The sequence below is a fragment of the Bradyrhizobium sp. CIR48 genome, assembly GCF_014198315.1.
Classification (GTDB): domain Bacteria; phylum Pseudomonadota; class Alphaproteobacteria; order Rhizobiales; family Xanthobacteraceae; genus Bradyrhizobium.
In genome coordinates this window covers 442,702-458,184 of sequence record NZ_JACIHG010000007.1, presented here as the reverse complement: position 1 = coordinate 458,184, position 15,483 = coordinate 442,702, and the positions used below count along the sequence as shown (strand labels likewise).

General features: G+C 66.4%; 14 protein-coding genes. 10 read left to right on the top strand and 4 right to left on the bottom strand.

Annotation, left to right across the window (positions count from 1 at the left end; all coding sequences use genetic code 11):
- The 3 genes from GGD66_RS23770 (at position 1) to GGD66_RS23760 (ending at position 3,297) form a co-directional block, all read left to right on the top strand.
- Positions 1 to 1,302, top strand: a complete 1,302-nt coding sequence (locus tag GGD66_RS23770; protein WP_026202486.1) for a dihydroorotase — start codon at positions 1 to 3, stop codon at positions 1,300 to 1,302.
- A gap of 47 nt (positions 1,303 to 1,349) precedes the next feature.
- Positions 1,350 to 1,946, top strand: a complete 597-nt coding sequence (plsY, locus tag GGD66_RS23765; protein WP_092257610.1) for a glycerol-3-phosphate 1-O-acyltransferase PlsY — start codon at positions 1,350 to 1,352, stop codon at positions 1,944 to 1,946.
- A gap of 148 nt (positions 1,947 to 2,094) precedes the next feature.
- Positions 2,095 to 3,297, top strand: a complete 1,203-nt coding sequence (locus GGD66_RS23760) for a patatin-like phospholipase family protein (protein WP_183259136.1) — start codon at positions 2,095 to 2,097, stop codon at positions 3,295 to 3,297.
- On the opposite strand, the gene GGD66_RS23755 is transcribed toward GGD66_RS23760, so the two are convergent.
- Positions 3,289 to 4,533 carry an amidase gene (locus tag GGD66_RS23755; RefSeq protein WP_183259135.1) on the bottom strand — a complete coding sequence of 415 codons (1,245 nt, stop codon included), beginning with the start codon at positions 4,531 to 4,533 and terminating at the stop codon, positions 3,289 to 3,291. The genes GGD66_RS23760 and GGD66_RS23755 overlap by 9 nt on opposite strands.
- Positions 4,534 to 4,624: 91 nt before the next feature.
- Between GGD66_RS23755 and dprA the strand changes: the two genes are divergently transcribed.
- On the top strand, positions 4,625 to 5,767 hold the full coding sequence (gene dprA, locus GGD66_RS23750) for a DNA-processing protein DprA (RefSeq protein WP_092257616.1): 1,143 nt from the start codon (positions 4,625 to 4,627) through the stop codon (positions 5,765 to 5,767).
- Here dprA and GGD66_RS23745 read toward each other — a convergent pair.
- Positions 5,764 to 6,186 (bottom strand): helix-turn-helix domain-containing protein, encoded by a 423-nt coding sequence (locus GGD66_RS23745; RefSeq protein WP_183259134.1) that lies wholly within the window; start codon positions 6,184 to 6,186, stop codon positions 5,764 to 5,766. The genes dprA and GGD66_RS23745 overlap by 4 nt on opposite strands.
- 83 nt (positions 6,187 to 6,269) lie before the next feature.
- Between GGD66_RS23745 and GGD66_RS23740 the strand changes: the two genes are divergently transcribed.
- The gene (locus tag GGD66_RS23740; protein ID WP_092257623.1) at positions 6,270 to 6,878 is read left to right on the top strand and encodes an FMN-dependent NADH-azoreductase; all 609 of its coding nucleotides are present in this window, start codon (positions 6,270 to 6,272) and stop codon (positions 6,876 to 6,878) included.
- A 71-nt stretch (positions 6,879 to 6,949) separates the two neighbouring features.
- On the opposite strand, the gene GGD66_RS23735 is transcribed toward GGD66_RS23740, so the two are convergent.
- Positions 6,950 to 7,723 (bottom strand): SDR family oxidoreductase, encoded by a 774-nt coding sequence (locus tag GGD66_RS23735; protein ID WP_026202489.1) that lies wholly within the window; start codon positions 7,721 to 7,723, stop codon positions 6,950 to 6,952.
- Positions 7,724 to 7,844: 121 nt separating this feature from the next.
- On the opposite strand from GGD66_RS23735, the gene GGD66_RS23730 reads away from it, so the two are divergent.
- Positions 7,845 to 8,312, top strand: coding sequence for a helix-turn-helix domain-containing protein (locus GGD66_RS23730; RefSeq protein WP_018321112.1), 468 nt, complete (start codon positions 7,845 to 7,847; stop codon positions 8,310 to 8,312).
- A 312-nt stretch (positions 8,313 to 8,624) separates the two neighbouring features.
- Here GGD66_RS23730 and GGD66_RS23725 read toward each other — a convergent pair whose 3' ends face one another.
- The gene (locus tag GGD66_RS23725; RefSeq protein ID WP_018321113.1) at positions 8,625 to 8,864 is read right to left on the bottom strand and encodes a hypothetical protein; all 240 of its coding nucleotides are present in this window, start codon (positions 8,862 to 8,864) and stop codon (positions 8,625 to 8,627) included.
- A gap of 227 nt (positions 8,865 to 9,091) precedes the next feature.
- Here GGD66_RS23725 and topA point away from each other — a divergent pair, with 227 nt between their 5' ends.
- Genes topA through GGD66_RS23705 form a run of 4 tightly spaced genes read left to right on the top strand, consistent with a single transcriptional unit; the run spans position 9,092 to position 15,443 of the window.
- Positions 9,092 to 11,836 carry a type I DNA topoisomerase gene (gene topA / locus GGD66_RS23720; RefSeq protein ID WP_018321114.1) on the top strand — a complete coding sequence of 915 codons (2,745 nt, stop codon included), beginning with the start codon at positions 9,092 to 9,094 and terminating at the stop codon, positions 11,834 to 11,836.
- Positions 11,837 to 11,856: 20 nt separating this feature from the next.
- Positions 11,857 to 14,226, top strand: coding sequence for a ribonuclease R (rnr, locus tag GGD66_RS23715; protein ID WP_183259133.1), 2,370 nt, complete (start codon positions 11,857 to 11,859; stop codon positions 14,224 to 14,226).
- Positions 14,220 to 14,660, top strand: coding sequence for a DUF983 domain-containing protein (locus GGD66_RS23710; protein ID WP_183259132.1), 441 nt, complete (start codon positions 14,220 to 14,222; stop codon positions 14,658 to 14,660). Before rnr ends, GGD66_RS23710 begins: the two co-directional genes overlap by 7 nt.
- A gap of 30 nt (positions 14,661 to 14,690) precedes the next feature.
- A complete protein-coding gene (locus tag GGD66_RS23705; RefSeq protein WP_183259131.1) occupies positions 14,691 to 15,443 on the top strand; it encodes an NUDIX domain-containing protein in 753 nt (250 codons plus the stop codon).
- Positions 15,444 to 15,483 lie beyond the last annotated feature (40 nt).

Below are 15,483 nucleotides of genomic sequence, written 5' to 3'. Positions count from 1 at the left end.
ATGTTGACCGATCGCCGCCCCATCCTGCTCGCCAACGCCCGCGTCGTCGATCCCTCCCGGGATTTCGACGGTGTCGGCGACGTCCTCATCGCCGACGGCGCCATCCGCGAGACCCGCCGCGGCATCGGCGCGGCCGGCGTCCCCGAAGGCACCGACATCGTCAACTGCTCCGGCAAGATCGTCGCGCCCGGCCTGATCGACATGCGCGCCTTCGTCGGCGAGCCCGGCTTCAGCCATCGCGAGACCTTTGCCACCGCGAGCCAGGCGGCCGCGACCGGCGGCATCACCACCATCATCTGCCAGCCCGACACCTCTCCGGTGATCGATAATTCGGCGACCGTCGACTTCGTGATGCGCCGCGCCCGCGACACCGCGATCGTCAACATCCAGCCGATGGCGGCGCTCACAAAGGGCATGCACGGCGATGAGATGACCGAGTTCGGTCTGCTCAAGGCCGCGGGCGCCGTCGCCTTCAGCGATGGCGTCAGAAGCGTGACCAATGCGCAGGTGATGCGCCGCGCGCTGACCTACGCCCGCGATTTCGACGCGCTGATCGTCCACTACACCGAGGACCCCGATCTCGTCGGCGAAGGCGTGATGAACGAGGGCGAGTTCGCATCGCGGCTCGGCCTGATGGGCATCCCGAATGCCGCGGAGGCCGTGATCCTCGAACGCGACATGCGCCTCGTGGCCTTGACCGGCGGCCGCTATCACGCGGCCTCGCTGACCTGCATCGACTCGCTCGAGATCCTCCAGCGCGCGCGCGACGCCGGGCTCGCCGTCAGCGCCTCGGTCTCGATCAACCATCTTGCGCTGAACGAGAACGACATCGGCCCCTACCGTTCGTTCCTGAAACTGTCGCCGCCGTTGCGGACCGAGGACGACCGCCGCGCACTGGTGGCCGCAATCGCCTCCGGCCTCCTCGACGTCATCATGTCCGACCACAATCCGCAGGACGTCGAGGTCAAGCGCCTGCCGTTCGCCGAAGCCGCTCCCGGCGCCGTTGGACTCGAGACCATGCTGCCCGCCGGCCTCCGCCTCGTGCATAATGGCGAGATGGAACTGAAGACGCTGATCCGCGCGATGTCGACCCGGCCGGCCGAACTGCTCGGCCTGCCCGGCGGAACCCTGCGCGCAGGCAGCCCGGCCGACGTCATCGTGATCGATCCCGACGTGCCCTGGGTGGTCGATCCCGCCGACCTCAAATCGCCCTGCAAGAACACTCCGTTCGACGAGGCCCGCTTTACAGGCCGCGTGGTGCGCACCATTGTCGGCGGACGCACGGTTTACGAGCATGTCTGACCTGTGCAATCGTTCGGCTCGGAAGTCGGGCCTTTGGAGCTGCCGCCATGGGGCTTGAAGCATTTTTGCCGGTGGCCTTCGTCATCGGCTACCTCCTCGGCTCGATCCCGTTCGGGCTGGTCCTGACCCGGCTCGCCGGCACCCAGGATATTCGCTCGATCGGCTCCGGCAGCATCGGCGCCACCAACGTGCTGCGCACGGGACGCAAGAGCCTTGCCGCGGGCACCCTGCTGTTCGACGCGCTCAAGGGCACCGTGGCCGTGGTGATCGCCGGCTACATCGCAGGACCCAATGCCGCCATGGTCGCCGGGCTCGGCGCGTTCCTCGGCCATCTGTTCCCGGTCTGGCTCAAGTTCCGGGGCGGCAAGGGCGTGGCCGTTTATATCGGCATCCTGATCGGCCTGTTCTGGCCCGGCGCCGTCGTGTTCTGCCTGATCTGGCTGGCGACCGCCTTCACCACCCGCTACTCCTCGCTCTCCGCGCTGGTGGCGGCGTTCGTCACGCCGATGTTCCTGTGGTGGTTCGGGCATCTCGCCTTGTCGGCGCTGACGGCACTGCTGACGCTGCTGCTGTTCTACGCGCACCGCGAGAACATCAAGCGCTTGCAGACCGGCAAGGAGAGCCGGATCGGCGAGAAGGCTTGAAGCCGGACATCTACGGATATCGAAGCGACCTTCTGCATTATATGTCAAATCCTGTTCGCAACTCGCCGCCGACCCGCAGCCAGCCGTAGCGAACGGGTTCCATGCCTGTCATCCTGGCAGAGCAAATGGCGTTACACGGTTGCTCAGAATGAGCGAGAAGATTGACGGCACGCACGATGACGGTAACTCGCAGGGCACTGCGGCAAGCCGACTGCTGTCGATGACCAGCATCTGGTCCGATGCGCCCGCATCGCCGCCTGCGCCAAAGCTCACTGCCGTTTCGCCGCCGGCTCCGCCACCTGCCCCCGTCGCTCCCGCTCCTGTTGTAGTCGAGGTCCGACCTGCGGCTGCCCAGGTTGCATCGGCGCAGGCTCTCGCCACCCCCTGGCCGCCGCGAAAGCTCTCGCTGGCGCTGCAGGGCGGCGGCACCTTTGCCGCCTTCACCTGGGGCGTGCTGGAGCGGCTGCTGGAAGAGCCGATCGAGATCGACACCATCAGCGGCGCCAGTGCCGGCGCCATTAATGCGCTCCTGCTCGCCTCCGGCCTTGCCGAAGGCGGCCGCGAAGCGGCACGGGCACGACTGAGCCGATTCTGGCTCCGCCTGCTGCACGAGGCCTCGTTCCGCTCGCTGATGCTGGTCGGTGGCTTCTCGCCGGCGGGAAGCTCGGTCGCGTTCGGTCCGACGCTGCGCTCCGGCCAGTTCGATCCTTTCGATCTCGATCCGCTGCGACAGGCGCTGTCGCGAGACATCAATTTCGCCGCGCTGCTCAATCAGGACTGCCCGAAGCTCTTGATCGCGGCGACACGGATCCGCGACGGGCAGCAGCACATCTTCCGCAACGACGCCATCACCGCCGACGTCGCGCTGGCCTCGACCTGTCCGCCCCTGGTTCACTGCGCCGTCGAGATCGAGGGCGAAGCCTATTGGGACGGCGGCTTTGGCGGCAACCCGCCCTTGCTGCGGCTGGCGCAGGACACGACGACGTCCGATGTCCTGCTCGTCCAGGTCACGCCGGCGCGCGACAGCTACGTGCCGATCACGCTCGCCGCGATCGACCGCCGGCTCGACCAGATCGCGGCCAACGCCGCCCTCAATGCCGAGATCGCCGCGATCGCCTGGACGCAGGCGCATGCCGCGCCGTCGCTGCGCCTCACCAGGATCGCGGCGGAAGATTCCGTTGACGGCCTGGCGCAACGTTCGTCCACCGATCTCGGCCGCGGCTTCATTCGCCTGCTGCACCGGAGCGGCCGCGCAGCCGCAGAGCGCTGGCTCGGGCAAGATGCAAAGGTCGGCGCACCGCTCTCTGCGCCCGCACAGTCCCTTGTCGCGTCCGAACCCGCGCTAGCCTGACTTCGCCAGCGCGTTCTCCAGGAACCATGCCGCCGCGAGTGCGACCGGATCGTTGCCGAAGCGCGCGATCACCTGCACGCCGATCGGCAGGCCACCCGCCTTCAGCACCGGCACGTTGACGCAAGGATTGCCCATCAGCGTCCACAGCCGGTTGTAGCGAGGATCGCCTGTCGTCGCGAGCTCCTTGGCCGGCGCGGTGCCTGGCGCGGAATAGGTCAGGAGCACGTCGACGCCCTCGAACAATTCGCCGAGCTCGCGGCGGCCTCGACGGCTGATCCGGCGTGCCTCGTCATATTCCTTCGGCGTCAGATGGGCGGTGGCATCGAGGCTTGCCCGCAGCATCGGCGCGATCTCGTCGTGACGTTCGGAAAACTCCCAGGCCAGCGCGCGATGCGCCTCAAAATCCTGGACGACGGGATGGATGCGCCAGGCCTCCTGCATCGCCACAGGCAGATCGATCGCCTGCACGCTGGCCCCGGCACGTTCCGCCGCCTTGATCGCGGCCTGCAAGACTTCTTCGGCCGCCGGCTCGACGGCGCCGGCGAACTCCTGCCTAACCACGCCAATGCGTGGCGCCTTGGCCGGGACGATGCCGGAAAACTCGGTGCGGCCCGTCATCGCCAAAAGTCCGCGCGCAAGATCCTCCGCACGCGCGCCGAACAGGCCGACCGTGTCTAGCGCCCACGAATAGCACTTCACGCCAACCGTCGGCAGCATGCGGAACGACGGCTTGATCGCGGCAGTCCCGCAATAGGCCGCGGGCCGGATCACCGAGCCGCCGGTCTGGGTGCCCAGCGCCAGCGGGATCATGCCGGCACCGACCGCTGCCGCAGAGCCCGAGGACGAGCCGCCCGGCGAATGGCCGAGATTATGCGGATTGAGCGTCGGGGTCGGATCGCGCGAGGCAAACGCCGTGGTCGTGGTCTTGCCGATGATGGTGGCACCTGCCCGCTTCAGCATCATGACAACAGGCGCATCGCTGCGCGGCTGCCAGCCGCGATAGATCTCCGAGCCCATCTCGGTCGGCATATTGGCGGTGTCGATGATGTCCTTGATGCCGACCGCGATGCCCCGCAGCGGGCCGGAGGCCTGCGCCTTCGCGGATTTGTCGTGGCGGACGAAGGCGCGAACGTCCTTCTCTTTGGCCTCGATCGCCGCATGCGACTGGGCGATGGCGGCATCGGGCGAGAGCTCGCCCGCTTCGATGCGGCGCTGGAGGTCGGCGAGTGAGATCATGGCAAAACCCTTCTTATTGGGATCGCTTTTAGCATCGGGGCGAGGCCACGCAAGCGCACGCCGCTGTTGCGCAACGCCCTCAGGTTGTTCCATGCTGTCTCCACAAGGAGACGCCGTGGACGCCATCAATCCGAGCGTGGAGCTGACCGAGGCTGAGCGGATCGACCGTCTGCGGCTGATCCGCTCCGACAATGTGGGCCCGCGCACTTTTCGCTCGCTGGTGGATCATTTCGGCAGCCCGCGCGCCGCACTGGAGCGGCTGCCTGATCTGGCGCGCCGCGGCGGCGCGCAGCGGTCGGGGCGCATCTATAGCGCGGACGAGGCCAAGGCCGAGCTCGCCGCCAGCCGCAAATTCGGCATTGCCTGGCGCGCACCCGGCGAGGACGGCTATCCGGCCCGGCTGGCGATGATCGACGATGCGCCGCCGCTGCTCGCGGTGCGCGGCGATACGAAGACCTTGATGCGGCCGATGATCGCCATCGTCGGCTCGCGCAACGCCTCCGGCGCCGGGCTGAAATTCGCAGGCCTGCTGGCGCGCGAGCTCGGCGAAGCCGGATTCATCGTCATCTCCGGGCTCGCCCGCGGCGTCGATCAGGCCGCCCATCGCGCCAGTGTCGCAAGCGGGACGATCGCGGTGCTCGCCGGTGGACATGATTGCGTCTATCCGCCCGAGCATGGCGACCTGCTCGCAGCGATCCTCGACCACGCGGGGGCTGCGATCTCCGAGATGCCGCTCGGCCACGAACCGCGCGCCCGCGACTTTCCCCGGCGCAACCGCCTGATCTCGGGCGCCTCGCTCGGCGTCGTCGTGGTGGAAGCGGCGCACCGCTCGGGCTCGCTGATCACCGCGAGGATGGCGGCCGAACAGGGCCGCGAGGTGTTCGCCGTGCCCGGCTCGCCGCTCGATCCGCGTGCCGCCGGCGCCAATGATCTGATCAAGCAGGGCGCGACCCTCGTCACGGAAGCTGCCGACATCATCAATGCTGTCGCACCGATCATGGAGCGGCCGCTGATGCACCCCGTGAGCGAGCCCGACAGCGAGCCGTTCGAGAGCGATCCGCAGGGCCACGACCGCAACCAGATCACCGGCCTGCTCGGCCCCACCCCGATCTCGATCGACGATCTCGTGCGGATGTCCGGCGCCTCACCTGCGATCGTGCGCACCGTGCTGCTGGAGCTCGAGCTCGCCGGCAAGCTGGAGCGTCACGGCGGCGGGCTGGTGTCGCTGATCTAGCGATCGTTGCGCTCGTCGAACTTCGTCCGCGCCGCCGCGATCTGCTGCTGATGCGCGATCGCCCACTCGCCGAGCGCCTTCACCGGCTGTTGGAGACCACGGCCGAGATCGGTCAACTCATAGTCGACCCGCGGCGGGATGGTGGGGAAGATCGTGCGCGTAACGAGGCCGTCGCGCTCCAGCCCCCGCAGCGTCAATGTCAGCATGCGCTGCGAGATGCCGTTGATCATGCGCTTAAGCTCGTTGAAGCGCTTCGGCCCGTCGCTCAGCATCATGATGACGAACACGCTCCATTTGTCACCGACCCGAGACAGCACGGAGGCGACCCCACGGCAGTCCGCATGGTCGGGATGCGGCATCGGATCGGGCCTCGGCGTCGCAGGAAAACCGGTGTTCTTAGGTTTCAAAGATGTGCCCATGGCTCAAAAAAGTGCGTTCTTGCGGGGTTTTCGATAGTCACTCATGTAGCTCTGGTTACAAACTTATACCAGGGTGACTCCAAATGAAACTGCTTCATCTCGACTCCAGTGTGCTCGGCCCCCACTCCGTCTCCAGGCAGGTCTCCGCCGCCATCGTCGACCGGCTCCGGCAGGCGACGCCCTCACTGGACATCACTTATCGCGACCTGACCCAGACCCCGCTGGCCCACCTCTCGGGATCGCACCTCGCCGCCGCGCAAGGCGCGCCCGCGCCGGCGGAACTCGGACCCGACCTCGCCGCGAGCGCAGCTGCGCTGGATGAGTTCCTGGCCGCCGACATCGTCGTGATCGGCGCGCCCATGTACAACTTTACCATTCCCAGCCAGCTCAAGGCCTGGATCGATCGCATCCTGGTGGTGGGGAAGACCTTCAAATACGGCGCAGCCGGGCCCGAGGGGCTCGCCGGCGGTAAGCGCGTGATCGTGGCGATCTCACGCGGCGGCTATTATGGCGCGGAGACGCCGTATGCGGCCGGCGAGCATCTCGAAACCTATCTGCGCTGGGTGTTCGGCTTCATGGGCATCACCGGCGTCGAATTCATTCCGGCCGACGGCGTCCAGGTCGGCCCGGACCACCGCGAGAAGTCGCTGGCCGGCGCCCTTCAGGCAGCGACCAGCCTGCGCGCGGCATAGTCCTCGCGAGCGCAGAACCGTCCGGCGCAACACACGATCTGCGCCGGACGACTTAAGGCTCGGAGGAGCGATCAACCGCGATAGATCGGCGCGCCGCTCGGCGAGGCCACCGCGCCGCCGTCGACGAAGATCTCCTGGCCCTGCACATGCGCGGAATCATCGGAGGCGAGGAACAGCACCGTCTTCGCAACGTGATCGGTTTCGCCGATGCGCCCCAGAGGCGTCGACAGCGCGATCCGCTTCTCGAACGCCTTCTCGGCTTCCGGTGTTGCCGTTGCAGGTCCCCAGATCGGCGTGCGGGTCGCGCCGGGCGCGACCACGTTGACGCGGATGCCGCGCGGCGACAGCTCCGAGGCCATGATCCGCGCCATCGCGCGCACGCCGGCCTTCGCGGCGCCGTAAGCCGAGTAGCCGGGAATGCCGAGGACTGAGATCACCGAGCCGTTGAGGATGATCGAGGCATTGTCGCTGAGATAAGGCAGTGCCGCCTGCACCGTGAAGAATACGCTTGTCAGGTTCGTGCTGATGACCTTCTCGAAGACCTCGAGCGTGGCCGAGCCGAGCGGCGTGCCGCCGGCGATGCCGGCGTTGGCGAACACGATGTCGAACTTGCCGAACTTCTCGGCGCCCTGCTTGATCGCAGCTTCCGTCGCGGCGATGTCGGTGGCGTCCGCGGCGAGCGCGAGCGCGTTCGGCCCGAGCTCCTTGGCCGCCGCCTCCAGCGTCTGTTTGTTGCGTCCGGTGATCACCACCTTGGCGCCTTCGGCCACGAACAGTTTTGCGGTCGCAAGGCCAATGCCGCTGTTGCCGCCGGTGATCAGGGCCGTCTTGTTCTTCAGTCTCACGTTCGCCTCCAGTGGTTGCATCATAAAACTATGTTGCCATCTAGGGCATATGGTTTTATCATGCAACCACACAAGCGCGTGATCGGCACACCGATCGTGCGAACGCGACAGGACCGGAACGATGGTGAAACGAACCAGCTTCGAGGGCGATGCCTGCCCGATCGCGAGATCGCTGGACGCGCTCGGCGATTGGTGGTCGCTGCTGATCATCCGCGAGGCGCTGTTCGGCCTGCGCCGCTTCGGCGAATTCCAGAGCAAGCTCGGCATGGCCAAGAATATTTTGTCGGTCCGGCTGCGCTCGCTGGTCGACCACGGCATCCTGGCAACCGCCCCGGCCTCCGACGGCAGCGCCTACCAAGAATATGTGCTGACGCCGAAGGGCCGCGGCACCTTCCCGATCCTGGTGGCGCTCAGGCAATGGAGCGAGGAGTTCGACGACGCGCCTGAGGAGATCGCGACCATTTTGGTGGATCGCGCCAAGGGCCGCCCGGTGAAGAAGCTGGAAATGCGCGCGGAGGATGGCCGGCTGCTTAGCCCGGCGGATACGACTCTGAAGCCACGGCCGGCGTCGCGACGGCGGTCGGCGTGACGAGCCCGGCTCTCGCCACACCGTCAATGCGAGGAGCCCTTGCGACGAAGCAATCCAGACTGCCCCCCGCGGAAAGCCTCTGGATTGCTTCCGCCTTCGCCAAGGCTTCGGCGGACAAGTCGCTGCGCTCGCAAATGACGGGGATAGAACGGCGCCCATATCTCGCACCGTCACCCTGAGGTGCTCGCCTCTTCGGCGAGCCTCGAAGGGCGACGGCCCGGCTGCATCCCGGCCGTGCATCCTTCGAGGCTCCCGGCGCGATGCCTTGCATCGCGCCACTCGCGCCTCAGGATGACGGGTTGGATAGTGCCCTCACGACAGCTTGCGCTTGCTCCGCAGCCTCACATGCTCGTCGGCCTCGAGCTTGGTCATGCCCAGGAGATAGTGCAGCACGTCGAGCTTGTGGCGCTCGGCGAGCTTGCGCAAGGCCCCGACCTGCTCGGCGATGAAGGCGACGGCCTCGTCGACGCCGCCTTCCCCCGGTTCCTCGTGACGCGAGCCTCCCGGCGCGCCTGATGCGGCGCGCGCCCGTTTCTTTCCCGGCCTAGTCACCAGACCCCACCCGAATCCATGCCCCGCCGAAACATTACGCCGACATCGACCGCAACTCCAAGGTGGTATTTTGCAACTTTCTCGATATGAAACTTTTCCCATCCGGGCGGCTTTCAACAGCCTTCGATTTGACAGCGAGGGCCTCACCACCCATGTTCGGGGCGAAACGGCCGACCCGAGTCCTTTCGTTTTCGGCCTCAGATTTTCCCGTAAGTTACTGGAACTACATGAATATCGTCATTGTGGAGTCGCCGGCGAAAGCCAAGACGATCAACAAATATTTGGGCTCGTCCTATGAGGTTCTGGCCTCGTTCGGCCATGTCCGCGACCTGCCCGCGAAGAACGGCTCCGTCGATCCCGACGCCAATTTCAAGATGATCTGGGAGGTCGACCCCAAGGCGGCCGGCCGGCTCAACGACATCGCCAAGTCCCTGAAGAACGCCGACCGCCTGATTCTCGCCACCGACCCTGATCGCGAGGGCGAGGCCATCTCCTGGCACGTGCTGGAGGTGCTGAAGGAAAAGCGCGCGCTGAAGGACCAGAAGATCGAGCGGGTGGTGTTCAACGCCATCACCAAGCAGGCGGTCTCGGACGCCATGAAGCATCCGCGCCAGATCGACGGCGCGCTGGTCGACGCCTATATGGCGCGCCGGGCGCTGGACTATCTGGTCGGCTTCACCCTCTCCCCGGTGCTGTGGCGCAAGCTGCCGGGCGCCCGCTCCGCCGGCCGCGTGCAGTCGGTGGCGCTGCGCCTCGTCTGCGACCGCGAGCTCGAGATCGAGAAGTTCGTCGCGCGCGAATATTGGTCGCTGATCGCGACCCTGCTCACCCCGCGCGGCGATGCGTTCGAGGCCCGCCTGGTCGGCGCCGACGGCAAGAAGATCCAGCGCCTCGACATCGGAACCGGCGCGGAAGCCGAAGACTTCAAGAAGGCGCTGGAGACGGCCGCCTACACCGTGACCTCGGTCGATGCGAAGCCGGCCCGGCGCAATCCGCAGGCGCCCTTCACCACCTCGACGCTGCAGCAGGAAGCCAGCCGCAAATACGGCTTTGCGCCGGCGCACACGATGCGCATCGCCCAGCGCCTTTATGAGGGCATCGACATCGGCGGCGAGACCACCGGACTCATTACTTATATGCGTACCGACGGCGTGCAGATCGCCCCCGAGGCGATCACCCAGGCGCGCAAGGTGATCGGCGAGGATTACGGCAACGCTTACGTGCCGGACGCGCCGCGCCAGTACCAGGCCAAGGCCAAGAACGCCCAGGAAGCGCACGAAGCGATCCGCCCGACCGACATGTCGCGCCGCCCCGACAGCATGAGCCGCAAGCTCGACGCCGATCAGGCGCGACTTTATGAGCTGATCTGGAAGCGCACCATCGCGAGCCAGATGGAATCGGCCGAGCTGGAGCGCACCACCGTCGACATCACGGCGAAGGCAGGCTCCCGCACGCTGGAGCTGCGCGCTACCGGCCAGGTGGTCAAGTTCGACGGCTTCCTCGCGCTGTACCAGGAAGGCCGCGACGACGAGGAAGACGAGGATTCCCGCCGCCTGCCCGCGATGAGCCCGAACGACGCGCTCAAGCGGCAGAGCCTGTCCGTCACGCAGCATTTCACCGAGCCGCCGCCGCGTTTCTCCGAGGCTTCGCTGGTCAAGCGCATGGAAGAGCTCGGCATCGGCCGGCCCTCGACCTATGCCTCGATCCTGCAGGTCCTGAAGGACCGCGGCTACGTCAAGCTGGAGAAGAAGCGCCTGCACGGCGAGGACAAGGGCCGCGTCGTGATCGCGTTCCTCGAGAGCTTCTTCGCCCGCTACGTCGAGTACGATTTTACGGCCGGTCTCGAAGAGCAGCTCGACCGCATCTCCAACAACGAGATCTCCTGGCAGCAGGTGCTGAAGGATTTCTGGACGGGCTTCATCGGCGCCGTCGACGAAATCAAGGATCTGCGCGTAGCCCAGGTGCTCGACGTGCTCGACGAGATGCTGGGCCAGCACATCTATCCGCCCCGCACGGATGGCGGCGATATCAGGCAGTGCCCGAGCTGCGGCAATGGCCGGCTGAATCTCAAGGCGGGCAAGTTCGGCGCCTTCGTCGGCTGCTCGAATTATCCGGAGTGCCGCTACACCCGTCAGCTCGCCGCCGATGGCGAAGCGACCGCTGACCGTTCGCTCGGCCAGGACCCCGAGACGGGTCGCGATGTCTGGGTCAAGGCCGGCCGCTTCGGGCCCTATATCCAGCTCGGCGAGCAGAAGGATTATGAGGAAGGCGAGAAGCCGAAGCGCGCCGGCATTCCGAAGGGCACCTCGCCCGGCGATGTCGAGCTCGAGCTTGCGCTGAAGCTATTGTCGCTGCCGCGCGAGATCGGCAAGCATCCGGAGACCGGTCAGCCCATCACCGCCGGGCTCGGCCGCTTCGGGCCGTTCGTCAAGCATGAGAAGACCTATGCCAGCCTGGAGGCCGGCGACGAAGTGTTCGACATCGGCCTCAACCGCGCAGTGACGCTGATCGCGGAAAAGGTCGCCAAGGGCCCGAGCCGCCGGTTCGGCGCCGATCCCGGCAAGGCGATCGGCGATCATCCCTCGCTCGGCACCGTCACCGTGAAGAGCGGCCGCTACGGCGCCTATGTCACCGCCGGCGGCGTCAATGCGACGATCCCCGCCGAGTTCGAAAAGGACACCGTCACGCTGGCCCAGGCGATTGCGCTGATCGACGAACGCGCAGCCAAAGGCGGCGGCAAGAAGCCGAAGAAGGCGGCGAAGCCGGCCAAGGCCAAGAAGACTACGGCGAAGGCTGCGGACGGCGATGACGCCGCACCGAAACCGAAAAAGGCCGCCGCGAAGAAGGCGGCCAAAACCAAATCCGAATCCACCAGCAAGGCGCGCGCAGCCGTGTCGTCGACCGCAAAAACGTCGCCGACCAAGGCCGCCGCCCCCAAGGCTCCGGCCAAGAAGAGCGCCGGCAAGACTTGAGATCAAGAATTAGAGGTTAAGTGAAACGCAAGAATGACCGTGGCTTTCCCGACAGGCAAGCCATCGTCGCCTTCATCAAGGCAAATCCCGGAAAGGTCGGGACCCGCGAAATTGCGCGCGAGTTCGGCCTGAAGAACGCCGATCGCGTCGAGCTCAAGCGCATATTGCGCGAGCTCGCCGACGACGGAACCATCAAGAAGAAGCGCCACAAGGTGTCCGAGCCGGACGCGCTGCCGCCGACGCTGGTCGCCGACATTACCGGCCGCGACGCCGACGGCGAATTGATCGCCTCCCCCACCGAATGGGACGAGGTCGAGAGTGGCGAGCCCCCCAAAATCCGCATCCAGATGCCGCGCCGGCCGAAGCCAGGCACCGTCGCCGGCGTCCGCGATCGCGTGCTGCTGCGCGTCGAGCGCACGGACGACACCGAAGGCCCGGCCTATCGCGGCCACATCATCAAGGTTTTCGACAAGGCCAAGAGCCGCATCCTCGGCGTGTTTCGCAGTCTGCCCGAAGGCGGCGGACGGCTCGTCCCCGTCGACAAGAAGGCCGCGGACCGCGAGTTGAACATCGCCCCGGCCGACACACACGGCGCGCAGGACGGCGATCTCGTCAGCGTCGACATCGTCCGCACGCGCAGCTTTGGGCTGGCGTCCGGTCGCGTGAAGGAGAAGCTCGGCTCGGTCAAGTCGGAGAAGGCGATCAGCCTGATCGCGATCTACGCCCATGACATCCCGCTGCAATTCTCGCCTGCCGCCGAGCGCGAGGCAGAAGCCGCTGAGCCCGCGAACCCGAAGGGCCGCGAGGATTGGCGCGACGTGCCGCTTCTCACCATCGATCCGCCCGACGCGAAGGATCACGACGACGCGGTACACGCGCAGGCCGATGAGGATCCCAACAACAAGGGCGGCTTCATCGTCAACGTCGCCATTGCCGATGTCAGCTTCTACGTCCGGCCGGGCAGCGCGCTCGACCGCGACGCGCTCGACCGCGGCAATTCGGTCTATTTCCCCGACCGCGTCGTACCGATGCTGCCCGAGCGGATCTCCAACGATCTCTGCTCGCTGGTGCCGGGCGAGCCGCGTGGCGCGCTCGCGGTTCGGATGGTGCTCGGCCCCGATGGCCGCAAGCGCTCGCACAGCTTCCACCGCATCCTGATGCGCTCGGCGGCGAAGCTGAGCTACGCGCAGGCGCAGGCCGCGATCGACGGACGGCCCGACGACACCACCGGCCCCCTGCTCGATCCGATCTTGCGGCCGCTCTACGCCGCCTATGCCTGCGCCAAGCGCGCGCGCGACGAGCGCGATCCGCTCAATCTCGATCTGCCCGAGCGCAAGATCCTCTTGAAGAGCGACGGCACGGTCGACCGCGTCGTCGTCCCTGAGCGGCTCGATGCGCACAAGCTGATCGAGGAGTTCATGATCCTCGCCAACGTCGCGGCGGCCGAGATGCTGGAGAAGAAGTCGCTCCCGCTGATCTACCGCGTGCACGACGAGCCGACCTTGGAGAAGGTCCACGCGCTCGCGGAATTCCTGGAGACGCTCGACGTTCCCTTCGCCAAATCAGGCGCGCTGCGTCCCACCACATTCAACCGCGTGCTGGCCCAGCTCGAAGGCCATGATTACTATCCGCTGGTCAGCGAGGTCGTGCTGCGCGCCCAGGCGCAGGCCGAATACTCCTCGGAGAACTACGGGCACTTCGGCCTGAATTTGCGCCGCTACGCGCATTTCACTTCGCCGATCCGCCGCTATGCCGACCTCGTGGTGCATCGCGCGCTGGTCCGCGCGCTCGGCCTCGGCGAAGGCGCCCTGCCCGACAGCGAGACGCCGGAAACCTTAAGCGAGGTCGCAGCCCACATCTCGGTGACCGAGCGGCGCGCGATGAAGGCGGAGCGTGAGACCGTCGACCGGCTGATTGCCCATCACCTGGCTGATCGCATCGGCGCGAGCTTCCAGGGCCGCGTCTCCGGCGTCACCCGCGCCGGCCTGTTCGTCAAGCTCGCTGAGACCGGCGCCGACGGCCTGATCCCGATCCGATCCCTCGGCACGGAATATTTCAACTATGACGAGGGCCGACACGCCCTCGTTGGCACGCGCAGCCGCACCATGTATCAGCTCGGCGACGTGGTCGACGTCCGCCTGATCGAGGCAGCGCCGATCGCGGGCGCGCTGCGCTTCGAGCTGCTGTCGTTCTCCAGTGAGACCGCGCCGCGCGAACGCAGGTCATCCGGTCCGCAGCGCCGCCCCTCATTCAAGGCGCATCCCGGACGCAGCCCGGATAGAAAACGCAAGCCGCCGAAGCCAAAATCCGGCAAACCGAAGAAGGGCCAGGGAAAGAATAAAGGAAAGAACAAGGGAAAAGGCGGCGGTAAAAAGGGCAAAGCATGGTGACGATGAGCACGGCCCCAAAAATCTGGACGCGCGAGACGGGTCTCGTCGAGAAGCGCGATCTCTGGACGGCGATGAAGCGCGGCTTTCGCGGCCGCTGCCCGCGCTGTGGCGAGGGCAAATTGTTCCGCGCCTTCCTGAAGACCGCAGACGATTGCGCCAGCTGCGGCCTCGATTTCACGCCGCACCGCGCCGACGATCTGCCCGCCTATCTCGTCATCGTCATCGTCGGTCACATCGTGGTGCCCACGATCCTCTGGATCGAGACCAATTACACGACGCCGGTCTGGCTCAGCTTCGCGGCCTATCTGCCCTTCACCTTCGTCGCCTCGCTTGCGCTGCTGCAGCCGATCAAGGGAGCTGTGGTCGGCCTGCAATGGGCTCTGCGCATGCACGGGTTTGACGAGAACCCTCCGGATGGTATTCCGCCTGTGTAAGCAAGAAGCAAAAAGCGTTTGGGTGAGGACATGACGGATATTGCGCAGGTCGCGGAGAAGGCCAAGGTCCACGAGGAGAAGGAAGCCGATCATCATCCCTATTTCCGTCCGAGGGATGCGGCAACCCTGATCCTGGTCGACCGCAGCGGCGCCATTCCGAAGGTGCTGGTCGGCAAGCGCCACGACAAGGTGGTGTTCATGCCCGGCAAGTTCGTCTTCCCCGGCGGGCGCGTCGACAAGGCCGATTATCGCGTGCCCTGTGCTGCGCCCATCACGGCCGAGCTGGAGGCCAACCTCGCCAAGGGCAGCCCGAAGACCCCCGCTTCGCGCGCGAAGTCGCTCGCCATCGCCGCGATCCGCGAGGCCTGCGAAGAAACCGGCCTCTGCCTCGGGCGCACGGCCGAAGGCAAAGTGACAAGGCTCGACGGCCCCTGGAAGCCGTTCGCCGATGCGGGTCTCCTGCCCGATCCGTCCAGCCTGTTCCTGATCGCGCGCGCGATCACCCCGCCCGGCCGCGTCAAGCGGTTCGACACGCGCTTCTTCACCGCGGACGCCTCCGCGATCACCCACCGCGTCGACGGCGTCATCCATGCCGATGCCGAACTGGTCGAGCTGGTCTGGGTTGAGCTCGGCTCGAAGCCGCTGGCCGATTTGCATCCGATGACGCGCAACGTGCTCAACGAGCTCCACACCCGCCTTGCCACCGGCCCGCTGCGCCACGATGCGCCAGTGCCGTTCTTCCATTTCTACGGCGGCAAGATGCAGAAGGATATTTTGGGCTGATCTCAACGGACATCGCGGCAGTCGCCACAAGCGGACTTCC

Coding starts and splice junctions, on each gene's coding strand:
- topA (WP_018321114.1), top strand. CDS start 9,092: ATGAATATCGTCATTGTGGAGTCGCCGGCGAAAGCCAAGACGATCAAC.
- GGD66_RS23770 (WP_026202486.1), top strand. CDS start 1: ATGTTGACCGATCGCCGCCCCATCCTGCTCGCCAACGCCCGCGTCGTC.
- GGD66_RS23755 (WP_183259135.1), bottom strand. CDS start 4,533: ATGATCTCACTCGCCGACCTCCAGCGCCGCATCGAAGCGGGCGAGCTC.
- GGD66_RS23760 (WP_183259136.1), top strand. CDS start 2,095: ATGAGCGAGAAGATTGACGGCACGCACGATGACGGTAACTCGCAGGGC.
- GGD66_RS23730 (WP_018321112.1), top strand. CDS start 7,845: ATGGTGAAACGAACCAGCTTCGAGGGCGATGCCTGCCCGATCGCGAGA.
- GGD66_RS23710 (WP_183259132.1), top strand. CDS start 14,220: ATGGTGACGATGAGCACGGCCCCAAAAATCTGGACGCGCGAGACGGGT.
- dprA (WP_092257616.1), top strand. CDS start 4,625: ATGCTGTCTCCACAAGGAGACGCCGTGGACGCCATCAATCCGAGCGTG.
- GGD66_RS23705 (WP_183259131.1), top strand. CDS start 14,691: ATGACGGATATTGCGCAGGTCGCGGAGAAGGCCAAGGTCCACGAGGAG.
- GGD66_RS23745 (WP_183259134.1), bottom strand. CDS start 6,186: ATGGGCACATCTTTGAAACCTAAGAACACCGGTTTTCCTGCGACGCCG.
- plsY (WP_092257610.1), top strand. CDS start 1,350: ATGGGGCTTGAAGCATTTTTGCCGGTGGCCTTCGTCATCGGCTACCTC.
- GGD66_RS23740 (WP_092257623.1), top strand. CDS start 6,270: ATGAAACTGCTTCATCTCGACTCCAGTGTGCTCGGCCCCCACTCCGTC.